The 22707-nt window shown below is 64.6% G+C and carries 20 protein-coding genes, 1 tRNA gene and 1 pseudogene; 15 read left to right on the forward strand and 7 right to left on the reverse strand.

The features are described from left to right. Window positions 1–67: 67 nt before the first annotated feature. Entirely contained in the window at window positions 68–1732 is a 1665-nt protein-coding gene (locus tag AC3A4H_RS09195; protein WP_487766427.1) for a Na/Pi cotransporter family protein, read from the reverse strand. 258 nt (window positions 1733–1990) lie between these two features. Between AC3A4H_RS09195 and dnaG the strand changes: the two genes are divergently transcribed. The 7 genes from dnaG (at window position 1991) to AC3A4H_RS09230 (ending at window position 9430) form a co-directional block, all read left to right on the forward strand. Next, window positions 1991–3913 (forward strand): DNA primase, encoded by a 1923-nt coding sequence (dnaG, locus tag AC3A4H_RS09200; RefSeq protein ID WP_487766428.1) that lies wholly within the window; start codon window positions 1991–1993, stop codon window positions 3911–3913. Window positions 3914–4231: 318 nt separating this feature from the next. Next, window positions 4232–6253 (forward strand): RNA polymerase sigma factor RpoD, encoded by a 2022-nt coding sequence (rpoD, locus tag AC3A4H_RS09205; RefSeq protein WP_348777539.1) that lies wholly within the window; start codon window positions 4232–4234, stop codon window positions 6251–6253. A gap of 68 nt (window positions 6254–6321) precedes the next feature. Continuing rightward, a complete protein-coding gene (locus AC3A4H_RS09210; protein WP_487766429.1) occupies window positions 6322–6606 on the forward strand; it encodes a DUF333 domain-containing protein in 285 nt (94 codons plus the stop codon). Between the two features lie 170 nt (window positions 6607–6776). Then, on the forward strand, window positions 6777–7070 hold the full coding sequence (locus tag AC3A4H_RS09215; protein ID WP_348777537.1) for a GYD domain-containing protein: 294 nt from the start codon (window positions 6777–6779) through the stop codon (window positions 7068–7070). Between the two features lie 136 nt (window positions 7071–7206). Then, window positions 7207–7497: an HlyU family transcriptional regulator gene (locus AC3A4H_RS09220; RefSeq protein ID WP_487766430.1), complete on the forward strand. Its 291-nt coding sequence runs from the start codon at window positions 7207–7209 to the stop codon at window positions 7495–7497. Window positions 7498–7768: 271 nt separating this feature from the next. Then, window positions 7769–8338 carry a hypothetical protein gene (locus AC3A4H_RS09225; protein ID WP_487766431.1) on the forward strand — a complete coding sequence of 190 codons (570 nt, stop codon included), beginning with the start codon at window positions 7769–7771 and terminating at the stop codon, window positions 8336–8338. Window positions 8339–8563: 225 nt separating this feature from the next. Next, on the forward strand, window positions 8564–9430 hold the full coding sequence (locus tag AC3A4H_RS09230; protein ID WP_487766432.1) for an SDR family oxidoreductase: 867 nt from the start codon (window positions 8564–8566) through the stop codon (window positions 9428–9430). A gap of 289 nt (window positions 9431–9719) precedes the next feature. Here the strand turns inward: AC3A4H_RS09230 and AC3A4H_RS09235 are convergent, their stop codons facing one another. Further along, window positions 9720–11930, reverse strand: coding sequence for an OmpA family protein (locus AC3A4H_RS09235; RefSeq protein ID WP_487766433.1), 2211 nt, complete (start codon window positions 11928–11930; stop codon window positions 9720–9722). A 173-nt stretch (window positions 11931–12103) separates the two neighbouring features. On the opposite strand from AC3A4H_RS09235, the gene AC3A4H_RS09240 reads away from it, so the two are divergent. Together AC3A4H_RS09240 and AC3A4H_RS09245 are read left to right on the forward strand one after the other, a co-directional pair. Next, window positions 12104–12550 carry a YcgN family cysteine cluster protein gene (locus AC3A4H_RS09240; RefSeq protein ID WP_487766683.1) on the forward strand — a complete coding sequence of 149 codons (447 nt, stop codon included), beginning with the start codon at window positions 12104–12106 and terminating at the stop codon, window positions 12548–12550. 176 nt (window positions 12551–12726) lie between these two features. Beyond that, the gene (locus tag AC3A4H_RS09245; RefSeq protein ID WP_487766434.1) at window positions 12727–13101 is read left to right on the forward strand and encodes a hypothetical protein; all 375 of its coding nucleotides are present in this window, start codon (window positions 12727–12729) and stop codon (window positions 13099–13101) included. 123 nt (window positions 13102–13224) lie between these two features. Here AC3A4H_RS09245 and AC3A4H_RS09250 read toward each other — a convergent pair whose 3' ends face one another. Further along, the gene (locus AC3A4H_RS09250; protein ID WP_487766435.1) at window positions 13225–13935 is read right to left on the reverse strand and encodes an SIMPL domain-containing protein; all 711 of its coding nucleotides are present in this window, start codon (window positions 13933–13935) and stop codon (window positions 13225–13227) included. A gap of 132 nt (window positions 13936–14067) precedes the next feature. Here AC3A4H_RS09250 and AC3A4H_RS09255 point away from each other — a divergent pair. Beyond that, window positions 14068–14143: transfer RNA gene (locus AC3A4H_RS09255), tRNA-Ile, on the forward strand. 292 nt (window positions 14144–14435) lie between these two features. On the opposite strand, the gene AC3A4H_RS09260 is transcribed toward AC3A4H_RS09255, so the two are convergent. Next, a complete protein-coding gene (locus AC3A4H_RS09260; RefSeq protein ID WP_487766436.1) occupies window positions 14436–14732 on the reverse strand; it encodes a transcriptional regulator in 297 nt (98 codons plus the stop codon). Between the two features lie 203 nt (window positions 14733–14935). Here AC3A4H_RS09260 and AC3A4H_RS09265 point away from each other — a divergent pair, with 203 nt between their 5' ends. The 4 genes from AC3A4H_RS09265 to AC3A4H_RS09280 all read left to right on the forward strand — a co-directional run bounded on the left by AC3A4H_RS09265 (window position 14936) and on the right by AC3A4H_RS09280 (window position 18588). Continuing rightward, window positions 14936–15280, forward strand: a complete 345-nt coding sequence (locus AC3A4H_RS09265; RefSeq protein ID WP_487766437.1) for a DUF6634 family protein — start codon at window positions 14936–14938, stop codon at window positions 15278–15280. 7 nt (window positions 15281–15287) lie between these two features. Then, window positions 15288–15851, forward strand: coding sequence for a hypothetical protein (locus AC3A4H_RS09270; RefSeq protein ID WP_487766438.1), 564 nt, complete (start codon window positions 15288–15290; stop codon window positions 15849–15851). Window positions 15852–15915: 64 nt separating this feature from the next. Beyond that, window positions 15916–17385 carry an AAA family ATPase gene (locus tag AC3A4H_RS09275; RefSeq protein ID WP_487766439.1) on the forward strand — a complete coding sequence of 490 codons (1470 nt, stop codon included), beginning with the start codon at window positions 15916–15918 and terminating at the stop codon, window positions 17383–17385. Between the two features lie 435 nt (window positions 17386–17820). Next, window positions 17821–18588: a metallophosphoesterase gene (locus tag AC3A4H_RS09280; RefSeq protein ID WP_487766440.1), complete on the forward strand. Its 768-nt coding sequence runs from the start codon at window positions 17821–17823 to the stop codon at window positions 18586–18588. A gap of 206 nt (window positions 18589–18794) precedes the next feature. Here the strand turns inward: AC3A4H_RS09280 and AC3A4H_RS09285 are convergent, their stop codons facing one another. Next, window positions 18795–19160, reverse strand: coding sequence for a hypothetical protein (locus tag AC3A4H_RS09285; RefSeq protein ID WP_487766696.1), 366 nt, complete (start codon window positions 19158–19160; stop codon window positions 18795–18797). Between the two features lie 107 nt (window positions 19161–19267). Then, window positions 19268–19672 (reverse strand): annotated as a pseudogene (locus tag AC3A4H_RS09290) (ATP-dependent DNA ligase); the annotation flags it as partial. Window positions 19673–20257: 585 nt separating this feature from the next. Here AC3A4H_RS09290 and AC3A4H_RS09295 point away from each other — a divergent pair. Continuing rightward, window positions 20258–21106, forward strand: a complete 849-nt coding sequence (locus AC3A4H_RS09295; protein ID WP_487766441.1) for a c-type cytochrome — start codon at window positions 20258–20260, stop codon at window positions 21104–21106. A gap of 607 nt (window positions 21107–21713) precedes the next feature. On the opposite strand, the gene AC3A4H_RS09300 is transcribed toward AC3A4H_RS09295, so the two are convergent. After that, on the reverse strand, window positions 21714–22634 hold the full coding sequence (locus AC3A4H_RS09300; RefSeq protein WP_487766442.1) for a LysR family transcriptional regulator: 921 nt from the start codon (window positions 22632–22634) through the stop codon (window positions 21714–21716). Between the last annotated feature and the right edge of the window lie 73 nt (window positions 22635–22707).

The raw sequence follows: 22707 nt of genomic DNA on the forward strand, positions 1-22707 counted from the left end.
TGCAACTGGCAGAGCGCGATGACCTTCCGTCGAGACCTCATCGCGCTCCGTCTACAATGCCCCAGCCTCAGTTCACCGCCAGTCGCGTTCCGCGCAGCAGGCCCTGCTCCTCAAGCACCGGATAGGCCATCGAGGCCAGCAGGGAATTGATCTGCTTGAGGTCGCGGATGGTGTCGAGGTGGATCGAGCTGGTCTCGACGCTGCGGGCCGAACCGTCGCGCAGCCGCACGAAATGGCTCTGGCTCGTCTCCTTCTCGAAGTCGCGCAGTCGGTCTTTTTCCTCCACGAGCTGGCGGGCGGTGTGCGGATCGCGCGAGATCAGCACGTTGAAGGCCAGCCGCGCATTGGCGACCACAGAAGCGTGAAAGGCAGCCAGCTCGCGCCAGCCCTCGGGCGTGAATTCAAGGGCGCGCTCAGTTTTCTTCTGCACATGCACCAGCATGTTGCGCACGACGATGTCGCCCACCTGCTCGAGCTTGACGCAGGCGCCGATCAGTTCCTGGCAGCGCAGCGCCTCGTCCTCGGTCATCTGGCGGATGGTTGCCTTGGCCAGATAGAGCTTTATCGCTGCGTGCTTACTGTCGACGCGGTCGTCCAGCGCGGCCAGTGCGTTGATCTTGTCGGCGTCGGCGTGCTCGTAGAGCTCGATGATGCGCTTGAGCATGATCTCGACGATCTCGCACACCTGCAGAACCTCGCGCGTGGCATTGGCCAACGCCTGGCTCGGCGTGTCGAGGTCGGCCTCGTCGAGCGCGCTGAATTCGACCGTGGCGAGCGGATCTTCCTGCGCGGCAGGGGTGGCCAGTGCCACGATGCGCTGCGAGGCGCGGTATACCAGCCCGGCGAGCGGCATGCCGGCAAGCAGGATGATGCAGTTGAAAAGGATGTGCGCGTTGACGATCTGGTCCGGCACGGCCGCGCCGAGGAAGCTCACAGGCGGCTTGAAGGTGAGGAACAGCGTTAGCATGACCACGGAGCCGAGCCCGCGCATGAGCAGGTTGCCCACCGGCACCACGCGCACTTCCGGCGCCGCACCTCGCGTCAGCAGCGGCGCGATGACCGAGCTGCCGAGATTGACCCCCAGCACCATGACCACGCCGAGCTCGGGCGGCAGGAGGCTGCGGCCCGACAGCGCGACAAGCAAGAGCACCGCCGCGATGGAAGAATGAAACAGCCAAGTGATGAGAGCTGCGAGCAGGAAGGCGGTGACCGGATCGCCGGAGAAATAGTCGACGATGACCGGCAGGAGCTGGCTTTCGCGCAGCGGCTCGGAAGCCTGGCCGATCATCTCCAGCGACAGGAGCAGCAGGCCGATGCCCACCAGGATGCGGCCGAACTGTCGCCATGTGCGCCGCTCGGTGGTCATGAAGATGGCCGTGCCGGCGGCAAGGCAGACCGGGACCAGCAAGGAAAGATCGAATGACAGGATCTTGACCACCAGCGCCGAGCCGATTTCGGCTCCGCGAACCGCAAGCTGGCCCGCCATGCCGCTGACTATGCCTGCGCCCGCAAAGGAGCCGACCAGCAGCGTGACCGCGGTGGAGCTTTGCAGGGCGACGGCAAGGCCGGTGCCGAGGATGACCGCCATCAGCGGGTTGCGCATGGTGGCGCGCAGCTTTTGGCGCAGCACGTCGCCATAGGCGCGCTCGACGCCCGTGCGCACCATGCGCGTGGCATAGAGCATCAGCGCCACCGCGCCTGCCAGATGCAGAAGAACCACCGAGCCGCTCATGACGAAAATCCTCCGCGACCACCGGCAGCCAAGGCCGACAGCAAGGGATTGCCACAGCGGGTTTCTTCGCGAATCAGGGTCATTTTGCGCCTGAGGGTAGATTAGCCGGATAATATTTTCCGTCCACCGCGCTGGCATCCGTCAGGCCGACGCAAAGTGTCGGAAATGGGGCGTGGCCTGTGAACAGCGGGCATTTTCTCGGCCGGGAGTCGTATCCGGCGGCCGTCATGTTATATGGGGACGACAACGAGCTATCCCATGCGCTTTTCACCTTCCTTCCTCGACGAGATACGCGACCGCGTGCCGATTTCGGCCGTGATCGGCTCGCGCGTGACGTGGGACCGGCGCAAGACCAACGCTCCGCGCGGCGATTTCTGGGCCTGCTGCCCCTTCCATGGCGAGAAGTCGCCGAGCTTCCACTGCGAGGACCGCAAGGGGCGCTATCACTGCTTCGGCTGCGGCGTTTCGGGCGACCACTTCAAGTTCCTGACCGAGCTGGACGGTCTCAGCTTCCCCGAGGCGGTGGAGCGCATTGCCGACATGGCCGGCGTGCCGATGCCGGCGCGCGACGTGGTCGAGGAACGGCGCGAGCGCGAGCGCGCCTCGCTGCACGACGTCATGGAGATGGCGGCAAAGTTCTTCCAGGACCGGCTGCAATCTTCCGACGGGGCCAAGGCGCGTGCCTATCTGCGCGACCGCGGGCTGACCCCGGCGATGCAGCAGAAATTCGGCCTGGGCTATGCGCCCGACAGCCGCAACGCGCTGAAGGAGTTCCTGGCTTCCAAGGGCGTCGAGCGCGCGCAGATCGAAGCTTGCGGGCTGGTGGTTTCGGGGCCGGACATTCCGGTTTCCTACGACCGCTTCCGCGACCGGGTGATGTTTCCGATCGAGGATGCGCGCGGCAGGGTGATCGCCTTCGGCGGGCGGGCGCTGTCGCCGGACGTCGCGGCCAAATATCTGAACTCGCCCGACACCGAGCTCTTCCACAAGGGCAACGTGCTCTACAACTTCGCCCGCGCCCGCAAGGGGATGGGACGCGAGGGCACGGTGATCGTGGTCGAGGGCTACATGGACGTGATCGCGCTGGCGCAGGCCGGCTTCGACAACGCCGTGGCGCCCTTGGGCACCGCGCTGACGGAAAACCAGCTCGAACTTCTGTGGCGCATGAGCGGCGAGCCGGTGCTGTGCTTCGACGGCGACCAGGCCGGTTTGCGCGCGGCATGGCGCGCCGCAGACATGGTGCTGCCGATGGTGCAGGCGGGCCATACGGCGCGCTTCGCGCTGCTGCCGGAGGGCAAGGATCCGGACGACCTGGTCAAGGCGGAAGGGCCGGACGCCTTCAGGCAGCTCCTGGGCGAGGCGCGGCCGCTGGCCGATATGCTGTGGATGCGCGAGACCTCCGGCGGGGTCTTCGACACGCCGGAGCGGCGCGCGGAGCTGGAGAAGACGCTGCGCGAGCTGACCAACCGCATCAAGGACGAGAGCGTGCGCTTTCACTACGCGCAGGAGATGCGCGACCGCGTGCTGAGCTTCTTCGGCGCGCAGCGCGCGGGCGGCAAGCAAAGGCAGGGCGGCGGGGGCAGGCGCTTCGGCGAGCAGCGCGGGCGGCCGGGCGCCGCGACGGGGCGGCTGGCGGTTTCGGAAAGCCTGGCGCGCTCGGCCATGGTGCGGCGCGCCGGCGGCCTGATGTCGCTGCGCGAGGCGGCGCTGGTGGTGACGCTGGTCAACCATCCCATGCTGGTGGACGAGCAGTTCGAGCACGTCGAGGACCTGGACCTGTCCGACCAGGACCTGCGCCAGCTGCACAGTGCGCTTATCGACGCTGTGGCGCATGATGCCGAGACGCGCGAGGAGGTTCTTGCCAATGTCGAGCGGGCCGGTCTTTCGGAGGTCTGGGAACGGGCCACCGCGCTGGTGCGCAAGGCGCGGCTGTGGCCGGCGCTGGAGGACGCAGCGCTGGAGGATGCGCGCGACGCCTTCGCCCAGGCCCTGCACTTGCACCGCAGCGCCCGGACCCTACATAAGGAGCTTAAAGCAGCGGAGACGGCTCTGGCAACCGACCCTACCGACGAGAACTACCGTCATCTTGTCGAAATCCAGGCTCAGTTTCGCGATGTGCAGGCAACCGAAGCGCTGATTGAAGGCTTCGGCATATCTTCGGGTCGCGGCGACCGCGGCTGAAGGCGCGGAAACGGCGGTGATTCGCATTTGATTCGCCTTTTAGGGGCGAATCATGCGAACAGGCGCTTGACGTTCGTTCCGTTTGACGGAATCAGAACGATTCGAGTTGTATGAGCGGCTCGGTCCGCACCCGAATTGGCAGGATGGGAAGCTGATCTGGACGAGGCGCGCAAGCGGCCCCAGATATTAGGGTTAATCAAGAGGTAACTCGGTCGCTGCTAACGGCATGCACAGACGCAAGTCAGCGCAGGTGATTTGTTACCCGGTCCGGGAGTCTCAGGGGCTCCCCACATCCGGTCGCTTGGAGAAAGCAAAAGAATGGCGATAAAGGAAAAGGAAGAGGTCGAGAACGAACGCGAAGGCGCCCCCGACGGCCCTCTGCTCGACCTTTCCGATGATGCTGTCAAGAAGATGATCAAGGCCGCGAAAAAACGCGGCTATGTGACCATGGACGAGCTGAACTCGGTGCTGCCCTCGGAGGAAGTGACCTCCGAGCAGATCGAGGACACCATGGCCATGCTTTCGGACATGGGCATCAATGTGGTCGAGGACGACGAGGCTGGCGAGGACAGCGAAGGCGCGGGCGGCGACGCCGAAGACGACGCCAACGAGCTGGCCGAACAGACCGGCACCGCGGTTGCGGCCGTCACCAAGAAAGAGCCGACCGATCGCACGGACGACCCCGTGCGCATGTATCTGCGCGAGATGGGCTCGGTGGAGCTTCTGTCGCGCGAGGGCGAAATCGCCATCGCCAAGCGCATCGAAGCCGGCCGCGAAACCATGATCGCCGGCCTGTGCGAAAGCCCGCTGACCTTCCAGGCCATCATCATCTGGCGAGACGAGCTCAACGAAGCCAAGATCCTGCTGCGCGAGATCATCGATCTCGAAGCCACCTATGCCGGCCCCGAGGCCAAGCAGGCGCCCGCGCTCGACCGCGAGGAGCTGGAACGGCCGAAGACGCCCGAGGACAGCAAGCCGCGCCGCGCCTCGCGCAGTGACGACGACGACATCACCAATGTCGGCGGCGAAACGCGCCCCGAAGAGGAAGAGGAAGAGGAAGACGAGGCCAACCTGTCGCTGGCGGCTATGGAAGCGGAGCTGCGCCCGCAGGTCATGGAGACGCTGGACGTCATCGCCGACACCTACAAGAAGCTGCGCAAGCTGCAGGACCAGCAGGTGGAAAGCCGACTGGCCGACGCCGACATGCTTTCGCCCAGCCAGGACCGCCGCCTGAAGGAGCTGAAGGACCAGCTCATCAAGGCCGTGAAGTCGCTGTCGCTCAACAACGCCCGCATCGAGGCGCTGGTCGAGCAGCTGTACGACATCAACAAGCGTCTGGTGCAGAACGAAGGCAAGCTCCTGCGCCTGGCCGAAAGCTATGGCGTGCGCCGCGAAGAGTTCCTGCGGGAGTATCAGGGCTCGGAGCTCGATCCCAACTGGACCGACAAGATCTCCAAGCTTTCCACCCGCGGCTGGAAGGAGTTCAGCGCCAGGGAGAAGGATGCCATCCGCGACATCCGCTCCGAGATCCAGCATCTGGCCACCGAAACCGCCATTTCCATCATCGAGTTCCGCAAGATCGTGAACCAGGTGCAGAAGGGCGAGCGCGAGGCGGCGATTGCCAAGAAGGAAATGGTGGAGGCCAACCTGCGCCTCGTCATCTCCATCGCCAAGAAGTACACGAACCGAGGCCTGCAGTTCCTGGACCTGATCCAGGAGGGCAACATCGGCCTGATGAAGGCGGTGGACAAGTTCGAGTACCGGCGTGGCTACAAGTTCTCCACCTACGCCACCTGGTGGATCCGGCAGGCGATCACCCGCTCGATCGCCGACCAGGCCCGCACCATCCGCATTCCGGTGCACATGATCGAGACGATCAACAAGATCGTCCGCACCTCGCGCCAGATGCTGCACGAGATCGGCCGCGAGCCGACCCCGGAGGAACTGGCCGAGAAGCTGGCCATGCCGCTGGAGAAGGTCCGCAAGGTTCTCAAGATCGCCAAGGAGCCGATCAGCCTCGAAACGCCGGTGGGCGACGAGGAGGATTCACACCTCGGCGACTTCATCGAGGACAAGATGGCGATCCTGCCGATCGACGCGGCGATCCAGGCCAACCTGCGCGAGACGACCACGCGCGTCTTGGCCTCGCTGACGCCTCGCGAGGAGCGCGTGCTGCGCATGCGCTTCGGCATCGGAATGAACACCGACCATACGCTCGAAGAGGTTGGCCAGCAGTTCTCGGTCACCCGCGAGCGTATCCGCCAGATCGAGGCCAAGGCGCTGCGCAAGCTCAAGCATCCGAGCCGCTCGCGCAAGCTGAGAAGCTTCCTCGATAGCTGAGAAACCGAAGAAAGCCCGGGCATGTCCCGGGCTTTTTTCTGTCCGGTGAAAAGGGGAGGAGCGAAGAGATGGCAATCGCCCTTCGAATGCAGTGCGTTGTCATGATCCCCGCCTTGATCGCCCTGGTCGGGTGCTATCCCAGACCCCGGGCGGTGATAGGCCTGGCCAACGCAGCAACCGACTATTGCGCAGCCATTGGCGGTCAGTCGGACACCCGGCAAGATGAGAAGGGCAGGCAGTTCGGATTTTGCCGACTGCCGGGTGATGACCGCATCTGCGAGTTGTGGCGGCTTTTCCGCGACGGAAGATGCGTGCCGCCGCCCGGAGGAAAGGGCTGGGACCGGCCCGAATGACAGGCTCCCGGCCGACGGCCTGACGGTGGCCGGCCTTTCGCGCGGCCAGTGCGGTGCCCGCTTGCCTGGCTCCGCCATGGCTCCATATTCCCTACCGGGTGAACGGGGGCAACATCCCGATGCCGGCTCAGGGCCTGTCTCGCCCCACGGCACCGGAAGCGAGGTGTGCTGTGACCACTTACATCATGCTTGTGAAATGGACAGATCAGGGCATCAGGAACGTGCGCGAGTCGCCCAAGCGGCTGGATGCGGTGAAGAAGCAGCTCGAGGATATGGGCGGCAGCTTCAAGGCCTTTTACATGACCATGGGCAAATACGACATGGTGCTGATCGGTGAGGCACCGGACGATGCGGTGGCGGCGCGTTTCAGCCTGCAGATCGGCATGGCAGGCAACGTGCGCACGCAAACGCTGAAGGCCTTCCCGGAAGCCGCCTATCGAGAGATCATCACGTCTCTTGGCTAGAGCAAGTCGCGCCCGCAGCGGTGGCCCGGCGGACGGGCAACCATGGGGCGGCCAGCATCTCCGCCTGTTTGTTGCACCGCCTCGACGGGGCAGCGCGAAAGAGCTAGTTTGCGTTTGAATCGGAAGCGAGGTGGCCATGTCCTTTCTGAAGCGTCTTTTCGGCGGCGGCGGTGAAAACGCCGGTCCGGCCCAGGAAGCGGCCGTCAAGGAGATCGAGCACAACGGTTTCCGCATCCGGGCCACGCCTTTCAAGGAAGAAGGCCAATTCCAGACCTGCGGCATCATCTCCAAGGAAATCGGCGGCGTGGTGAAGGAGCACAGGTTCATTCGCGCCGATCGGTTCGCCTCGCTCGACGATGCGATCGACGTTTCCTTCCGCAAGGGCAAGCAGATGATCGACGAGCAGGGCGACCGGATTTTCGGCTGACAGCCTGCACGCCGCTGGCTGCGGCAGGCGCCATTCGACCAGATCTGAATTGAGGCTCGATGCCGAGCCCATTCGCGGCGCACGGAATAAGGCCGGCGACCGACTGGCTGCGCCGTCTGTCGTGCGGGCGCTTCGCAACCGCAACCTGTTCAAGCCCTGAGACGCGGGATTTAGAATCACGCTATGCAGCGCCGTGCATTGCAGCATTGCAATGGCGCGGCTCCGCTGCGGCACAGCGCCGGCGGGGCGGGGACGAGTGCCGGAGGAAAGAATGTCGCTTGGAAACAAGGCCTCGCGTTTTCGCGGCGGGGCAAGAGGGGTAGGCTTGGTTCTGGCGCTGCTGGCGCCGGCACTTGCCGCATGCACGACCACTGAGGAAGCCAACAAGGCGATCAAGTCGCGCTTCATCGGCCAGCCGAGCGACGTTTTCTTTTCCAGCTATGGCGCTCCGATCTCGGAATTCGACCTGAACAATGGCGGCAAGGTCTATCGCTGGCGCGGCGGCGAAACCTCGCGCACGATACCGGCGGAGTACATGACGGTCGGCAACCCCAGCGATCCGATGGCCGGCAGGACCAGCACCAAGACAACCACTACCATATCGCAGCCCAACAGCTCGACCACGGTGACCGAGAGCCGTACCACCAGTTCCAGCGTGAGCTTCGGCGGCTTCGGCCCGCAGCAGGTGATGGTAAAGCCGGCGCGCGTTGAGCACCTGTTCTGCGAGGCGCAGATAACCGTCGATGCCAGCGGCACAATCACCAATGTCGAGGCGACGCGAGATACCGACGGCCAGGGCCTGAGCCTTTCGCGCTGCGCCGAGGTGTTCGGCGTCAAATAGCGCTGCGGCGCCTCGGCTGGGGGCGGGCGACGGGTTTCGGCCGAATAGCCGTCGCCCGTGGTCCGTGCCCGCCGGGTCGCGGCCGAGGTCTTGGCTTGGGCCGCTTGCGGGGGCTTGAGGTCTGGCTCCAAAGCGAGCGGCGATCGCGCCAGCGCGCTGCCGCCTTGCAAGGCAGCGCGGGGCGGGGCAAGATTGTTCAAGGCTAGACAAATTCGGAGCGCGGCAATGTCCCTCAAAGGAAAGACCATGTTCATCTCCGGCGGATCGCGCGGGATCGGCCTTGCGATCGCGCTGAGAGCCGCGCGCGACGGCGCCAATGTGACCATCGCCGCCAAGACGACCGAGCCGCACCCCAAACTGCCGGGCACGATCTACACGGCGACCGAAGAGATCGAGAAGGCGGGCGGCAAGGCACTGCCGGTTGTCTGCGACATACGCGAGGAAGCGCAGGTTGCCGAGGCTGTCGCAAAGACGGTCGAGAAATTCGGCGGCATCGATATCTGCATCAACAATGCCAGCGCCATCCAACTCACCGGTACGCTGGAAACGGACATGAAGCGCTTTGACCTGATGCACCAGATCAATACGCGCGGGACGTTCCTGGTTTCGAAAATGTGCATACCGCACCTGAAGTTGGCGCAAAATCCTCACATCCTGAATCTGGCGCCGCCCCTCGACATGGACGCCAAGTGGTTCAAGAACCACGTGGCCTACACAATGGCCAAGTTCGGCATGTCGATGTGCACGCTGGGCATGAGCGCGGAGTTTGCCAAGGCAGGCATCGCGGTCAATTCGCTGTGGCCGCTTACGGCGATCGACACGGCGGCGGTGCGCAACCTTCTGGGAGGCGAAGCGGTGGCGGCCATGAGCCGCTCGCCCGAGATCATGGCCGATGCGGCCCATGCGATCCTGACCCGGCCTTCACGAGAGACGACGGGCAATTTCTTCATCGACGAGCTGGTGCTGCGCGAGGCGGGCGTCAACGATTTTTCGAAATACTCGCCGGGCGCCAAGGGCGCGCTGGCCGGAGACTTTTTCGTGCCGGACGAGATCTTCGCGCAGACAGACACGAAGGTGGCCGGCTTCCTGTGAGGCAGGACCGGGCACTTGCCAGCCTGATTCAGGAAAGGCGGGCATCCGCCTGATCTTGTGGGCAATTTGGTGGGCTGACGCCGTCGTGCCAGCTACGAATAGAAAAGCCCGGCCGGGGAGGGGGCGACCGGCCGGGCTTTCGCCTGTCCCCCGGCTGGGGGGACGGGGCAGGGAACTATCAGGACAGACTGCGTGGCGAATCTGTCGAGTCAATGGCAACCGGCCTCACCTCGCGAAACCGTGATCGGGCAATGCGACGATCACGGTTTCGTTGCGGCCGGCCATGCCGCTACTGGTTGCTGGCAACCGGGGCCACCAGCGGCGTGATGCGACGGATGGCGACGCGGCGGTTCTGGCGTTCGGGCGTCTGGACCTTCACCTTCAGGAACTGCTCGCCGTAGCCCTGGGTGGCCAGGTTTTCCGGCGGGATGCCGAACACATTGGTGAGCGCCGCGGCCACCGCTTCCGCCCGCTTGTCCGACAACGCCAGATTGGCGAGGTCGGAGCCGACGGCATCGGTATGGCCTTCGATCAGGAACGTCTCGGCGGGATTCTTGTCGAGGATGCGTTCCATGGCGTTGGCCACGCCTTCCAGGCGGGTGATCTCGCTTTCGGCGATCGTCGCCGAACCGAAATCGAAGGTGACCGTGTCGAGGTCGATGCGCCGCGTCTTGTCGCGGATGCGGGCCGAGCGCTTGACCTCATCGACGGAATAGAGCCGCTCCACGCGCTCCACCGGCGGCTGCTCGAGGAAGCGATAGTACATGTCCGGATCGCGCACGCGGTCCGAGGTCAGGATGTAGTCGTCCTCGGGGATTTCCAGTCGCAGCGGCGGCAGTTCAAGACCCGGATCGCGCCAGTCGCGCACGCGGTCGTAGTCCTCCTCGTCGACATAGGAAAGCACATATTCGCGTCCGTCGGGAGTGATGCGCGAGCGGCGGACGACGTCGCCATAGGCGTTGCGGATGGTCACCACCCGCGTGCCGTCGCGCCGTTCGATCGTCTCGCGGGTGCGGCCGCGCGGCAGGTCCTCATAGTAGACGTCGCGGGCATTGTGCCGCATGCGCGGGCGCTCGTTGCTCTGGACCATGACCTGGTTGTCGAGCTGGATGATCAGGCGGTCGCCGAATTCCTTGAGGATCTCGGTGCCCTTTGGCCGCTCGCGGCGCTTCAGGTCCACCGGCCTTTCCTTCACGCGCTTGCCCTGCTCGGCGGTCACCGGCTCGACCTTTTCCGGCTGCACTTCCTGCTGGGCCGACTTGTCGTCCACGGGCGGCGGACCGGCTTCGGCGGGCTGCGGACGACGGTTGCCGCCCTCCCGCTGACCGCGCCTGCCCTGGTCCTTTGCACCTTGTTCCTGGCCTTCGGCGGGAGCGACCTTCTGGCTGTCCGGTGCCGGGGCGACCTTCTGGCTGTCGGGTGCGGGCGCCTGGCCTGCGCCGGTGGCTTCGGTCGGAGCCGGCTCGCCGGGAACCGGCGCGGGAGCCTGCGGGGCGGCTTCGGCCGGGGCCGGCTGGGCCTGGCCTTCAGATTCCGCCGGCTTTTCGGTCGGAACCGGCGTGGCAGCCTCGCCCGGAGCGGCCGGCTGCTCGGCAGCAGGCGCCTGCTGGTTGCCCTTCTTGCGCGGCTTGTCCGGCGTGGCATCGGCCGGCGCCGCTTCCGGAGCGGGCGTCGCTTCGGCGGGCTTTTCCGAAGGCGTTACCGCTTCGCCCGGAGTGGCGGGCTGTTCGGAAGCGGCGGGGGCCTCCTTGCGGTTCTTCTTGCGCGGCTGCGCCGGCTCTTCGGCCGGGGCGGGCGCGAGTTCCGGCGTGGCAGCCGGCTGCTCGGCGGCCGGAGCCTCCTTGCGGTTCTTCCTGCCGGGCTTCACCGGCTCCTCGGCCGGGGCAGGCGCGAGTTCCTGCTGGGCAGGCTGCTCGGCGGTAGGGGCTTCCTTGCGATTCTTCTTGCGCGGCTGCGCCGGCTCCTCGGCCGGGGCAGGCGCGAGTTCCGGCGCGGTGGCCGGCTGCTCGGCGGCAGGGGCCTCCTTGCGGTTCTTCTTGCGCGGCTGCGCCGGCTCTTCGGCCGGGGCGGGGGCGAGTTCCGGCGCTGCAGCCGGCTGCTCGGCGGCTGGGGCCTCCTTGCGGTTCTTCTTGCGCGGCTGCACCGGCTCTTCGGCCGGGGCGGGGGCGAGTTCCTGCTGGGCCGGCTGCTCGGCGACAGGGGCCTCCTTGCGGTTCTTCTTGCGCGGCTGTTCGTCAGGCGCGGCTTCTGCCGGCTGTCCTTCCGGGGCCCGCTCTTCCTGCGCCTTGCGGTGCTTCTTCTTCGGCAGCAACTCTTCGGAGGGCGTGAGCTCGTCTTCGGCCTGGGCGATGACGATCGGCGCGCTCTTGTTCATGCCGGCCGAGAGAAGGGGAGATTCGCCGCTGCCGCCATTGGGCAGTGGCGGCGCGGCCATCAGCGGCGCGGATGCCATCAGCAGGCCGAGGGCGGTTCCCACCAAGATCCTTGGTTGGCGTTTCATATACGAATTCTCCTGTTATGCATAAGGTCCCGTCCGAGCGGAACATAAGACACGCAAATTTGTTCCCGGAAGGCCGCAAACGAGGCATCAGTTGGGCGATTGACGGGCGAAAGAGGCTTGTGGAGCCTGCTCGCCGGCTTGACCTTGCCGCGCGCGCGGGCCACATGCAGCCGATGAATGAGCCTTTCTGGAAGACCACCGAACTCGAGGCAATGACGCCGGCCCAATGGGAGTCGCTGTGCGACGGCTGCGGCAAGTGCTGCCTGTCGAAACTGGAGGACGAGGACACCGGCGACATCTACTGGACGAGCGTCGCCTGCCGCCTGTTTGACGCGCAAACCTGTCGCTGCGCCGACTATGAGCACCGCCTGTCGCGCGTTTCCGATTGCGTCGGCCTCACCCCGCAGAACGTGCGCACCATACCCTGGCTGCCCAATACCTGCGCCTACCGGCTGGTGGCCGAGGGGCGCGATCTTTACTGGTGGCACCCGCTGGTTTCCGGCAGCGCCGAGACCGTGCACGAGGCCGGCATTTCGGTGCGCGGCCGGGTCAGCGCGCTGGAAAGCGACCTTGCCGAGCCGGAGGATTTCTTTGCCCATATGCTGGCCGAGGAGCCCTGACAAGCCGGCGGCGCGGCTGTTCGTACACGCATTGTTGCGATGGTATTTCAATAATTTACCCGCATGAACCGAAGATGAATATGCGGTTCGACAAAGGTTCAGCCACCACGGCGCATTGTTGCCACATCGCTTCGGCAGGACCGCCGAACGGTTCAGCCACCGAGGAGAAGACAACAATGCACAAGCTGTTCAAGACCGCCGCACTTTCCACTTTCATCGGCCTCAGCGGCCTGGCTGCGCTGCCGGCAGGCGCGCAGGCCGATGGCCTTTACCTGAATTTCGGCGGCGGCGAGGTCGGCGGCGGTTTCTACGTCCGTGACTCCGGACCACGTTGGTATCCTGACGAGCGGCAGGAGCGCTGGGACCGGCGCGACCGCTGGGAGCGCCGCTGCACGCCCGACCGTGCCCTCGACAAGGCCGAGCGCATGGGCATGCACCGCGCCCGCGTCGTCGACATGAGCCGCCATTCGATCACTGTCGCCGGACGCAAGTGGGGCGACCGCATGATCGTAACCTTCGGCCGCGAGCCGTTCTGCCCGATCCTGCGCTGATCTGGTCCTGCCCTGATAAGACTTACGGCTGGACCTGAAGTAAAAGCCCCGGAGGAGCAATCCTCCGGGGCTTTTCTTTTCGGGTGCGATGGAGGCGAGGGCAGGGCCTGCCGGCCCCTTCCGCTACTTGATCTCGAAGGTGACGTTGACCTGCACGTTGTAGGTGTTTTCGCCGGCCTGGAGCGGCACGGCACCCGAAGCGTCCAGCGCCATGGTCTTGGCCATCGGCATCGGCCGCGGCGGATAGGTCTGGTCGGAGATTTCGATCACCCGGCCAAGCTGCACGCCGGCGGCCTCGCTCAGCACCTTGGCCTTATCCACCGCGTCCTTGACGGCGAGCTTGCGAGCCTCGGTCAGCGCGGCAGAAGGGTCATTGTTGGTGAAGACGATGCCGCCGCCCTGGTTGACGCCCAGCGACACGGATTTGTCGAGGATGTCGCCGGCCTTGGAAAGGTCGCGCACCCGCACGGAAAGCGTGTTGGTGACCTGGTAGGCGACCAGCTCGGCCTCCTGGCCGCCATCCGGCTTGTTGGTGTAGTGGTAGCGCGGGGCGATCTGGATGCCCGAGGTCTGCAGGTCGCGCTCTTCGATGCCGGCGGCCTTCATAGCCGAAATCACCGCGGCCATGGCGTCGTTGTTGGCGTCCAGCGCCTCGCGCGCGGTCTTGGCCTCGCGCATGACGCTGAGCGAGAGCAGGGCAAGATCCGGCGCGACCGCCTTTTCGCCTTCGCCCGTCACCACGATGCGGGAGGGCGCTTGCGTCTGCGCCGATGCGGATCCCGCCGGCAGGGCGATCGCGGCGGCCAGCGCCAGGGGCAGATGAAACTTCGTCATGCAAATCTCCAATATCGTGTCCCTTCCGGGGCCCGACTATGTTGCGATTATGGACCGATTGCGGCAAGTGGAAACTGTTTTCGCCCAAACCCTTGTGCGCGCCGAAAAAAGAAACTATCCACCCACTGGGTGGGGCCTGTAGCTCAATGGTTAGAGCCGGCGGCTCATAACCGCTTGGTTGGGGGTTCGAGTCCCTCCGGGCCCACCATCGCTTTTGTTGTATGAGTTCCGGCTTAGAAGGGCGTTTTTCCAACTTAGAATTGTCATTTCGGGCAACGCGGCAAAGGAACATCACTCCTTGGCTTCGAAGGCAGCCTGCACTTTCGTCCTGGACACCAGACACATTCCCTAGAGCTTCGCTCCGGCCAAGTTGGCGTGAGGCGCTGTCATTTCTTCAACAACGCGGCCTGCATGGACCCGCTGCGTCGTCTTGAGCGCGTTGACCCCGTTCACCTTCTGCTTGATCGTTATCTTCGCCCTTCCGGGGGCACAGCGTAGCGTTACGGCTTGCGATCGATCCGCTTACCAGGAGGCTGATACCGACGTTCAGCAGGCGCGGTGAGCAGCTTGTCCGGGACGCGTATTCCTGGTCCGATTCCCTCCCCCGCCGGCAGAAACATCACTCCCCTCGCTTCGAGAGCGCTCTGAACCCGCGCGCGGGAATCTTCGGACACGCCCTGGAGGGCTTCAATCCGCACCAGGGTGCGTTTGCTGACCCCCGCCTCTCTGGCAAGGTCGACGTGCGTCATGTCGATTGCTGCGCGTGCTGCTCGCAGCAGCTGGTAGGGAACCTTCATACCGCCTTCTAGCCGCCACACGTCGTCGGTGCCAGTTCCCCCGATTCCTTGCGAGGCCACGTCCCAACGATCCGCCGGAGAATATACAACCATGGGCGTCTGGACGCCCGCGTTGCCGGCGCCGTATGCCTGCGCCAGCTCACGAGGCGAATCACAAGGATTCGCAAAGCGCGCGACCCAGACCAACGACGGAAGACCCTCTCATGGTGACATTTAACCTGCACAGCCGCGAACAGGCTGAACCGTTCGAATTTGAGCTTGCCCGCCTGTCGGCGCTGGTGGCGGACATGGAGGCGATCCAACGCGGCATTCCTCCGGAGCGACAGACCAAGGAGGCCGCGCCGATCCTGGACCGCTGGGTCATTGCCCAAAGACCAATGGCATGCCTCATGGGATTGTCCTCGGGTCACCCGATGCTGCCGGGCGACAACAGAGTGATTACGACATCCGATCTGTGGCTCCTGTCAGACGACAGGACCTGGGCACGGACGTTGTCACGGTGGTACCGACTGGGCCGCTCTGCCGGACAGTCCGACGATCACGCGTGAGGCCCAGATGATGGATGAGACCTCTCGCGAAACTCGCCTGTTCAAACGGCGGGAGAAGGCGGTCACCGCGGGGCAGCGGTTGCCGCCAGAGGAAGAACTCCTGCGCGGCATGCCGCTCTTCCGCGATACCCTGACCGAGGATATGCGGGAATCCGGTGGTCGGCTGGCCCGGCGGCTCAGGCGGCGAAAGCATCCCGATCGGGCAGGGATCGTCGCCTGCCTCGAGGAGCTTTCGGTCGAGCAGAGCCAGGCCAGCGTGCGTGCTCTCGAGGCAGAGTTGGACGGCATGGAGGATTCGGCCGGTGTTCCCGTCGAGTCCGCTCGTCTCCGGTGCTTGCTGTACCGGGCCGGGTTCGGTGATCCGGATGCCGCCGCCGTCGCCGGCGAGATGGCGTTGCTGGAACTGCGGGATCTGAAGAGCTCCGCCGACAACGGGAGAACGTTGTGGCAGTCGCTGGGCTGGGTAGCTTTCTCGCGTGATCTCGCGGCATCGCAGCGAGCCGGGCTCTATCGGAGCCCGGTGCCCGGCGGACGGAGCTGGCCTGAATTCCCGAGGGCGCGGCGTGACTAACGAATCCTCTCCCCGTGCGCGGCACTTCAAGCGCCGCCAGAAGGCAGCGGAGGAAGGACTCTACTTGCCGACCGAAGAGGAACTGCTGCGCGGCATGACCTTCTTTCGCGAACGGCTCGTGGAAGACCTCCGTGAATACGCCAGCCGCCTCGGGCGGCGGATCCGGAAGCGCGGCGAGGCAAACCTCGAGCCGCTCGCCGCAGTCCTTGATGAACTCACCATTGAGCAGAGCAGCGACGCAGTCCGGTCGCTCGAGGCCATGCTCGACATTGTCGAGGAACCGGAAGGCATCTCCTTCGATGACTGCCGGCTGCGTTGCCGCTTCTATCTCGCTTGCTTCGGCGATCCAGGCGCTGCCGCCGCGGTCGCTGCAGAGATCGCATCGCTGGCGCTCGTGGACACCCGCACCCGCAAGGGCCGCGAGATGCTCTGGCGCTCCCTCAGTTGGGCCACCCACTCGCGCCAACTGGCGAAGTGGGAAAGGAGCGGAGTCGTCCGGAGCGCTGGGCGGGGTGTCCAGTTTCATCCCGATTTCGGCAGCTATGAGTACCAGTTCACGGCGGCGATCCTGGACCCGGGTCCAGAAGAGCGGAAAGAGCAGGATTCGCCACCTGGCGATCTGGCTGTTCCTGATCCAGAGCAAGAAGTGTCGGCCGCGGACGCGGAGGCGACCGGCGCGGTGATCGTCGTCAGCGCCGTCGGCAACGACGCGACGCCTGATGGAAAGCGGGTTGTGCAGGAATTCGAGAAAGTCACGCGCCGTCCGTTGCCATTGCGAGTGACGCCCGACCTGACTGTCGTTCGCGCAAATCTGGTTGAAGAATTCCCCTACGCGGCGGCAATCGTTGAGGCGCTGCTGAAGCGGCTGGTCGGCCACACGCACGTCCATCTGCGGCCGACGATCCTGCTGGGAACGCCAGGTTGCGGTAAGACCCGGTTCGCGCGGCGCCTCGCCGAGGAACTAAGGACTCCGTACGAGTTGGTGCCCTGTGGCGGGCTAAGCGACAGCGCGATCGGCGGCACGGCCCGGCGATGGTCCTCTGGCGAGCCGAGCCTGCCAGTCATGGTGGTGCGCCGCGATGAATGCGCTGGTCCCGTAATCATCCTCGATGAGATCGAGAAGGTGGGCACCAGCCGCCACAACGGCAATGTCCACGATGTCCTGGTCGGCCTGTTCGAGCCGGAGACCTCTAGCCGCTGGCACGATCCTTACATCCAGGCAAGGTGCAACCTCTCCAACCTGACCTGGCTGATGACGGCCAACGCCATTGAGCCTGTGCCCACCGTTCTGCGGGACCGGTGCCGCATCATACGATTCCCGGAACCCGGCCCTGAGCATCTTCGATTCCTGGCAGCCAGCATCATGCAGCGGCTCTATGGCGAGCTTGGCTATGACCCGCGCTGGATAACCCCGCTCGAAGGATTTGAGCTCGAGGCTTTGGCAGGCGTCTGGCAGGGAGGCTCGATCCGCAAGCTGGAGCGGCTGGTCGAGGGCCTGATCGACGCCCGGGAACACCAGAGGCGGCGGCACTGAGCCGCCTGCAACGAATCCTTCGGCACATGGCTGGAACCTGCACCGCCGCGCGCGGACCAGGCCGATACATCCCTCGAGATTGATGGAATTGAATGGAGATGCAATGACGAAAACTTCACACAAGGCAGGAGGGGCCGCTCGCCGTCCTGCCGCAGGCAGCGGTGGGGGCCGGCCCCAAACGGCTTCGGAACAAGCATTCGCAGTAGCGGAATCCATGATTAGGGGAGGCATCGCGCCCGCGACGGCTTCCGGTCGGGGCTCCTGCGATGTCCCACGGTACCGAAAAGCGGTCATCGGCCTCGATCTCGAGCACGGGACCATTGCCGGGGTGACGCTCGATGCTCCTCGGGGCAATCGTCTCCGCTGGACCGCCGAAGAACTCCGAGGCCGATCCATTGAGGATGTGCTCGGCCAGATGATGAAGCACCTTGCGCCATGAGGTTCTGGATCCTTTCCGACCTCCACCTTGAATACGCGCCGCTGACGAAACCGCTCGAGCCGCCTGAGGCTGACGTCTGCATTGTCGCGGGCGACCTCTGCAGGGGCATCGACAAGGGTGTCCGCTGGCTTGCCGAGCACATTGCCCCGTCGATGCCGTGCATCTACGTCGCCGGCAATCACGAGTTCTACAAAGGGTCGATCAAGGAGGGGCTGGAGGCCGGACGCGCCGCGGCAAAGGACTGCCGTGGCGTACACTTCCTGGAGAACGACGCCATCACCATCGGTGGCGTGCGATTTCTTGGTGCCACGCTGTGGACCGACTACCGCATCGAGGGAAACCCGGAATCGGCGATGGATCATGCCCGCAGGCGCATGAACGACTATCGGCAGATTTCGTGGCAAAGGAATCCTTGGAAGCGGTTCCTGCCTATCCATGCCTATAGGTTTCACCACGAATCGCGGGCGTTTCTGGAGCGGGAGCTGGCTGCGAATCCTGCCCCGACCGTGGTGGTCACCCACCACCTGCCGCATCCGCGGTCGCTTCCGGCACGCTTCAAAGGCGACCAGCTGAACGCCGCCTTTGCGTCGGACTTGTCCGACGTCATGGAGGCCGGAGCGCCAGCACTCTGGGTCCACGGGCATACGCATGACAGCTGCGATTATGTCGCCCACCTCACGCGGGTCGTCTCAAATCCGCGTGGATACGGCGACGAGAACAGCGCGTTCGATGCCCAACTCCTTGTCCATATCGGGCCGGGGTGATGGGGATGGCCCAGAGAGGTTGCTCATGATCGACAAGGCGGAAAAGCCCGCTGCAAATGGGGAGCAGTCCACAAAGGATTCATTATGGGATGCCTTCAAGGCCGCGGGCTTTGTCCAGGCGGGCAAGCTGGAACGGGTGATTACATGCCAGGGACAGCCTGAACGACCCGCTACAGGCCGGGTCGTCGCGGGACAAATAGGTGAAACTACTCCTCGCTCACTTCCTTTAGTGTCGCGTGCCTTAGCATCTCCTCGCCCTTCAGGAACCGAACCCGGCCGACCAGGCCGGGCTTGATCCACTCTGCGTTTGCCTTGGAGAGCCCTTTCGGCGCCCGTGCGGTCTTCCTGGCCTGCACCCGCTCCCATAGCCGCTCGCGGATGCGCTTCGGAAAGGTCACCGCGGCGGCCCCGACATAATTGCCGGCCCCGTCCGCGCAGAGCACCATTGCCGACTTTCCCTTCTCGCGCTGCACACCGATGATGTTGACGGTCGCCTCGGCATAGCACTTGGTCTTGAACCAGTCCGGTGAATCGCCACTGCGGTAGCCACTACCCTTGCGCTTCGAGACCATCCCCTCGAGCCCGATCCTGTCGATCGCATTGAACAGATCTCCGCATCGCCTTCGAGGCTCTCGCTGAAGCGGATCGGGTTGTGTTCCGGGCCAATTAGGTCCTGCAGCAACTGGCGCCGGTCCTCGACAGGAATCCTTCGGAGATCCTGCCCATCCAAGTGCAGCAGGTCGAAGGCCATGAACAGCAGGCACTCGGGCTTGGATCGGATCGCCGACTTGAGGTTCTTGAAGTCGGGCCTGCCATCCTCGTCGCAGAAGATCACCTCGCCGTCGATGATCACCGACTTCACGCTCAGCTTCTGCGCGGCCGCAGCGAGCGGGCGATACCTGTCCGTCCAGTCGAGCCCGCTGCTGGTGAAGAGCCGCGCCCGGCCGGCCTGGATGATGATCTGCGTGCGATAGCCATCCCACTTCACCTCGCGAATCCATTCGTCGCCCTCGGGCGGTTTTAGCAGCGAGCGAGGCTTCAACGGCGGGATGAACTCGAGACGCGGACTCACGACAAACAACATTCCTCGGGAAGGCGAGACTCAGTTGGGGAGAGTCAGGACTGAATCAAGGACGCCCCTTCGTGCCGAATGGCCCGTCCACCAGCGAACCGTCTATGGTCACAACACCTCATCAGGATGGGCTAGTGCTTGCTAAAGGAGCTCCGATTAGCGCTGCGGGCGCAGATCACGCGGCATGTTCACGGAATGGTCCTGTGAAGCCGGCAAAGCTTGGGATGGAAACAAGGATCCGAGGCGGCACGACCGCTCCGCAGCCGCTCTCCGTCGCGCATCATGAACGACCGCTTTGCGCCCGTTGGAACGTGGAGTCTCCAAAAGCGGACTACGGGTTGGGGCCTATGGAGCGTAAACCGTAGAAAGCTGCCGCGCCCAGTCTGTCGGTTGAAGTAAGCCTGAGCGGTGTAGCGCGGCCGAACAGGCGCGTGATCTCGTCATTCACTTCCGAGACGAGAGGGAGAGCTGGCCCGTGGTGTCGCGATTGACGCAGCGTCAGATGTCGTCCACAAACACAGAAGAGACCGCATGCTCCGAGAGGAGGGCTACTGCGCGCAGGGCGCGGAGCGTGTTGAGTCATCAGATGGGGGGAACATGAACCTGAAGCACATCGTCGCCTGCGCATTGATCGGCGCGGGTCTCACAGGAACGGCGGAAGCCGAGACCCAGCTCGAACGCGGCGAATATCTCGTCAGGGGGCCGGCCGGCTGCGGCAACTGTCACACGCCCCTCGGCCCCGAGGGGTTCGTCATGTCGAAGGAACTGGCCGGACGTCTTGTGGAGAAGAACGAGCACTTCACCGCCTACGCCGCCAACATCACACCGGGCGGCCGGGTCGCCGATTGGACCGACGAGCAGTTTTCGCGGGCCATCCGTGAGGGCATCAGGCCGGACGGCAGCGTGATCGGGCCGCCGATGCCGATCACGATGTACCGCGGCTTGGGCGACGAGGACCTGGCGGCCATAGTCGCCTTCCTGCGCACCGTTCCCGCGGTGAACGAGGAGTCGCCGGAATCGGAATACCGCATCCCCCTGCCGCCGGCCTACGGCCCTCCGGTCGACAGCGTTGAGGCGCCCGAGCGCGGGGTGACTGTGGAGTATGGCGCGTATCTGGCCGGTCCTATCTCCCATTGCATGGAGTGCCACACGCCGATGGGGCCGCAGGGTCCGATGGTGGACACCGTACCTGGCCAGGGCGGCTTCGAGTTCCACGGGCCCTGGGGCGTTTCGGTCGCGGCCAACATCACGCCGAGCAAGGACGGGATCACCGACTACACGGACGAACAGCTGAAGGCGATGATCACCAGGGGCTTGCGGCCGAACGGCGCGCCGATGCTGCCGCCGATGCCCTACTCGTATCTGGCGAAGATGACGCCGGAGGACCTCGACGCCGTGGTTCTCTATCTGCGCAGCCTGAAGCCGCTGCCCGACGCTCAGCAGTAGCGGCGCCGCTGCGCTCCACTCCGGCGGCGTCGTCGCCGGAGCGGCCACTTCGGGAACGCTTCAGCCGGGCTGGCGTTCGCCCGATGACAATTGTCGAAACGAACGGGAGAATCGCCGACATGCTCCGCACCCCTTATCCGTCATCAGCTCACGCTTGCTAGTTCGACGGCTGAGAGGACGCCCGTCGACCTCGGGCCAGATCTTGCTCCACCTGGAGGCGATCCTCAGGAGAAAACCATGCTGCGAGACGTGGTTGCGCCAAGAGCGGCGGTTCGAAGCTGCAGGTCTCGAGCCGCCTTCGGGGCATCCGTGTGCTCGCCTCGAAATGCAGGGGAACCGGTCGCGCCCTTTGAGTTGGGATGCGCGGCTCAGATGTTGTCTAAGAGCGCGCTCGAGAAGTAGTTTAGAAAAGCCAGGCCTAAAGCGCACTACAGTCGTCGCTTCTGCATTCTCCGCCTGCCAGGCCGTTGGCGTTGGGCCAAGAATTTTCTCCTTGAGCTCCGCGCACATCGTCTCAGTCATGAAGTTTTCGCCGACGTTGGCACGATTAACCGGGTTCTAAACCAAGGCAGAGTCGGTCATCCGCGCTCTGAGTGGTAAAGCGGTTCTACATGGTGGGCTTGTGCGCCCCGGCACGAGGCGACGATAGTTGTTCAGCGAGCAGATCGAAGACCAGGCGTATGCGTCTGCTGGTCCGCAGTTCTCTATGGGTGGCCAGCCAGGTCGGTACCGCCACGCCGGCAAATTCCGGCCATGCATCTTCGATCCCCGGCGTTTCAAGCGCAACCGCGTCCATCATGACGCCTACGCCCAACCCACACTGCACCCAGCGCCATGCAACGAGTCCGCTGTTCGAACGCAAGGGGAAGTTCTGGTCGCTGAGCGGCAGGCCATGTCGGCGCAGTTCGTTCAGCATCACCGCAGTGCTCCCGCTGTAGCCGACAAAATCAGCGGCGACAAAGCCCTCGGCGCTACAAGGACGACCCAAGCGATCGAGATAGCCGGGGGTGGCATAAAGGCGCGCGGTGGAATCGGCGCAGCGTCGCGCTATCAGTTCGGCCTGCCGTGGTTGAACATGGCGGATGGCGATATCGGCCTTGCGGCGGATGAGATCCTCCACCTCGTTGGACGCCAGTACGTCCAGAACGATGCCGGGCGCGACGATGCGCAGCTTCTCCGCCAAAGCGGGTAACAAATAATAGGCGTAGACGTCGCTGGCGGTGACCCGCACCAGTCCTTCAACCGCCTGCGATTGCAGGGACGCCATCAGTGCCAGCCGATCAGCTGCTTCCCCCATCGCCTTGAGCGGACTGGTGAGCTCCTGTCCGGCCTCGGTCAGCACCAGGGTTTTACCCACCCGCTCGAACAGGGTCACCCCGAGGGTTTGCTCCAGGGCCGCTACCTGGCGTCCCAGCGTTGGCTGGGTCAGGCCAAGCCGCCGCGCCGCCGCGGATAATGATCCAGCCTCGACGGTTGCCAGCAGCGCGCGCACGTGGTTCCAGTCGATGTCCGAGTTCGGCTTATCCATGCATCCATGTATAAGCCATGTGCGCTCCTCTGCAATTTCTCTTTGTGTGTCGCTGCGCTAACGCTGTGCCGAT

It is taken from the genome of Pseudaminobacter sp. Soil_N_29 (assembly GCF_057656055.1).

Bases quoted from the DNA above. Each gene is read 5' to 3' on its own strand.
- AC3A4H_RS09235 (WP_487766433.1), bottom strand. From the start codon at position 11,930: ATGAAACGCCAACCAAGGATCTTGGTGGGAACCGCCCTCGGCCTGCTG.
- AC3A4H_RS09265 (WP_487766437.1), top strand. From the start codon at position 14,936: ATGGTGACATTTAACCTGCACAGCCGCGAACAGGCTGAACCGTTCGAA.
- AC3A4H_RS09225 (WP_487766431.1), top strand. From the start codon at position 7,769: ATGTCGCTTGGAAACAAGGCCTCGCGTTTTCGCGGCGGGGCAAGAGGG.
- AC3A4H_RS09295 (WP_487766441.1), top strand. From the start codon at position 20,258: ATGAACCTGAAGCACATCGTCGCCTGCGCATTGATCGGCGCGGGTCTC.
- AC3A4H_RS09270 (WP_487766438.1), top strand. From the start codon at position 15,288: ATGATGGATGAGACCTCTCGCGAAACTCGCCTGTTCAAACGGCGGGAG.
- AC3A4H_RS09260 (WP_487766436.1), bottom strand. From the start codon at position 14,732: ATGAAGGTTCCCTACCAGCTGCTGCGAGCAGCACGCGCAGCAATCGAC.
- AC3A4H_RS09195 (WP_487766427.1), bottom strand. From the start codon at position 1,732: ATGAGCGGCTCGGTGGTTCTTCTGCATCTGGCAGGCGCGGTGGCGCTG.
- AC3A4H_RS09240 (WP_487766683.1), top strand. From the start codon at position 12,104: ATGAATGAGCCTTTCTGGAAGACCACCGAACTCGAGGCAATGACGCCG.
- AC3A4H_RS09300 (WP_487766442.1), bottom strand. From the start codon at position 22,634: ATGGATAAGCCGAACTCGGACATCGACTGGAACCACGTGCGCGCGCTG.
- rpoD (WP_348777539.1), top strand. From the start codon at position 4,232: ATGGCGATAAAGGAAAAGGAAGAGGTCGAGAACGAACGCGAAGGCGCC.
- AC3A4H_RS09220 (WP_487766430.1), top strand. From the start codon at position 7,207: ATGTCCTTTCTGAAGCGTCTTTTCGGCGGCGGCGGTGAAAACGCCGGT.
- AC3A4H_RS09245 (WP_487766434.1), top strand. From the start codon at position 12,727: ATGCACAAGCTGTTCAAGACCGCCGCACTTTCCACTTTCATCGGCCTC.
- AC3A4H_RS09285 (WP_487766696.1), bottom strand. From the start codon at position 19,160: ATGGTCTCGAAGCGCAAGGGTAGTGGCTACCGCAGTGGCGATTCACCG.
- dnaG (WP_487766428.1), top strand. From the start codon at position 1,991: ATGCGCTTTTCACCTTCCTTCCTCGACGAGATACGCGACCGCGTGCCG.
- AC3A4H_RS09210 (WP_487766429.1), top strand. From the start codon at position 6,322: ATGGCAATCGCCCTTCGAATGCAGTGCGTTGTCATGATCCCCGCCTTG.
- AC3A4H_RS09250 (WP_487766435.1), bottom strand. From the start codon at position 13,935: ATGACGAAGTTTCATCTGCCCCTGGCGCTGGCCGCCGCGATCGCCCTG.
- AC3A4H_RS09280 (WP_487766440.1), top strand. From the start codon at position 17,821: ATGAGGTTCTGGATCCTTTCCGACCTCCACCTTGAATACGCGCCGCTG.
- AC3A4H_RS09230 (WP_487766432.1), top strand. From the start codon at position 8,564: ATGTCCCTCAAAGGAAAGACCATGTTCATCTCCGGCGGATCGCGCGGG.